The sequence below is a fragment of the Xanthobacter autotrophicus genome (assembly GCF_030015065.1).
Lineage (GTDB): Bacteria > Pseudomonadota > Alphaproteobacteria > Rhizobiales > Xanthobacteraceae > Xanthobacter > Xanthobacter autotrophicus_D.
On record NZ_JAIVFN010000235.1, the window covers coordinates 1 to 2,177 of the forward strand.

2 protein-coding genes are annotated in these 2,177 nt (G+C 68.7%); both read right to left on the reverse strand.

Annotated features, from left to right (window positions below; all coding sequences use genetic code 11):
* Positions 1-311: 311 nt before the first annotated feature.
* Positions 312-1,004, reverse strand: coding sequence for an SMC-Scp complex subunit ScpB (gene scpB, locus K9U40_RS22665; protein WP_282892354.1), 693 nt, complete (start codon positions 1,002-1,004; stop codon positions 312-314).
* 2 nt (positions 1,005-1,006) lie between these two features.
* On the reverse strand, positions 1,007-1,957 hold the full coding sequence (locus K9U40_RS22670; protein WP_282892355.1) for a DUF1403 family protein: 951 nt from the start codon (positions 1,955-1,957) through the stop codon (positions 1,007-1,009).
* Positions 1,958-2,177 lie beyond the last annotated feature (220 nt).

The following is a 2,177-nucleotide window of genomic DNA, read 5'->3' on the forward strand; positions in this document are numbered from 1 at the left end:
GCCCTCGGCGGCAGAACGCCGGAGGAGGTCCATACGGCCTGCGACGGCATCGACATGGCGGCGTAACGCACACCAGAACCAAGCTTAGCAAAGCCGCCAATCTGTCCGCCAAACCGGGACCACCTCAATAGCGAACATTTCAATCGAATCGCCACCGCAAGCGTATTCCTGTCCGCTCAACTCCGGTCCGCTCCCAATGGCTGCGGTATTCTAGCCGTCGCTACGAGGCATCAAGGTCTCCACGCAGCGCTTTGATCGCGCAATTCGGCCCAGCACCCCTCAGGTTTATCGACGTCGCAGTCCCGTGCATCTCACTCGTCGTCGCCCGCCTCAGGATCCTGCAACGCGTCGGCATCGGCATCGGCATCGCCGGTCAGGAACGATGGGAACCCTACGGCGATCAGCTGCGCGGCATTGAGCAGCCCCGCGTCCTCAAGCGCCTCGATGTCGGGCAGGTCGCGCAGCGTGTCGAGACCGAAGTGCACCAGGAAGGCCCGCGTCGTCACGTAGGTGTAGGGCGCGCCCGGCTGCGGGCTCCGGGGTCCGGCAACGATGAAGTCGCGCGCGCGCAGCTCGGCGATGGTGTCGCGGCTGACCGCCTTGCCGATCATCTCGCTCAGCGCGCCCCGAGTCACCGGCTGGTGATAGGCGATGCAGGCGAGCACCAGCATCCCGGCCTCGGAGAGCTGGACCGGCGCCGGCGCCGAGCCGTACGCCGCGCAGATCGCCTCGGCGTGGCGCGCCCGGGTGCGCAGCTGCCAGCCGCCGGCGACCGACACCAGCTCATAGGGCCGGTCACGCAGCGCGTCCCGAATGTCCTCGATGACGAGCTCGATGCTGCAGTCGCGACCGACGACACGAGCCAGCAGCTCGCGGTCTACCGGCCCGGGGGCAGCGAAGATCACCGCCTCGATCCGCGCGGTCCATTCGCGCCAGCGCAGATCCAGCGGCAGCTCGGCGAGCTCGGTGTCGAGGATTGCGTCCGCGCGGCGCCGGCGAGCCATGGCTAGAGCCCGTAGAGCCGGAAGGTGGATCGACCAGAGAGCTCGCGTATCGCCTCCAGCGCCTCAAGCCGCTCGAACAGCCGGCGCGATGCCCACCTCGACAGCGACGACGTCGTCAGCGTGCCCGACACTGCGTCGTCCTCCAGAAGAAGTGCGATCGCCTCGCCCGCCCCCTTCGCGCGCAGCTTCGGCGCCACGGCATCGAGGCGCGCGGCGCGGGTGGCGATCTCGCCGGCGAAGCGGCAGGCCTCCGCGGCGCCGGCGGCCGCGGCGAGGCACATGGTCACTCCGCCCCTCTCCCCTCCCGTTCGATGCCGAGTGCCGCCGGAACGGCCTCGCAGCGCCGGTGCGTGGATCTGGGTGGCGAGCACCGGCACCGGAATCGGCCAGCGCATCCGCCGCGCAAGTGTCAGGTCGGCGATCCACCAGGCGAGCGCCTCGGCCCCAGACGTGACCGCTCCCACTGCGCGAGCGGCCGCCGCTGCGGCAAGCGGCGCCGGCACTCCCGAGGACGCGGCCGCCTCGACCGCCTCCGGTAGGGCCTCAATCGCGGGCGTCCAGGCGAGCCCTAGCAGATTGGTGAGCGAGCGCAGCCCGTCGACGTCGATCATCGGCGAGCGGGAGGCCAGCCGCCGCCACGCCGCCAAGACATTGCCTGCGGGCCCGGGATCGGCGCCGGCCGGGCGCAGGTGCCATGCGTCGCGCAGCGCCGCCGAATCCTCCCGATGGCCCAGCAGCCGGGCCGCGCTCGTGGCCGCGTTGAGGGCCACCCGTTGGCGCCAGGCGCCGGCCCATGGCAGATCGGCGCGCACGAGATTATCGAGGCAATTCAACGCCGCGCCGGCCATGTAGGCGGCCTCAGTCGGGTCCTCCACTGGAGCTCGCGGGATCGCCCAGCCCGGAACACCCGGGGTCTGGAGAGCCGAAATGGAGGTCGAACTGGGCGCGCGCATAGTCTGGAAGCATAACCGAACGGTGCGCTTTATGCCATCATTTCCGGATGAAACCGCACCTCCTGTCAGAGAATAATAACATCCGATAATCTTGCATTATCGGTCGTTATTCACCTTTATATAGAAATGGCCATTTTCACGGCCTTGACGCCCGCGAATGGCCAACGGCCGGGTCCAGGATCGCGAGATTCCGCGTCTGCAGGTGTCGTGCATTTCATCA

Coding starts and splice junctions, on each gene's coding strand:
- scpB (WP_282892354.1), bottom strand. CDS start 1,004: ATGGCTCGCCGGCGCCGCGCGGACGCAATCCTCGACACCGAGCTCGCC.
- K9U40_RS22670 (WP_282892355.1), bottom strand. CDS start 1,957: ATGCGCGCGCCCAGTTCGACCTCCATTTCGGCTCTCCAGACCCCGGGT.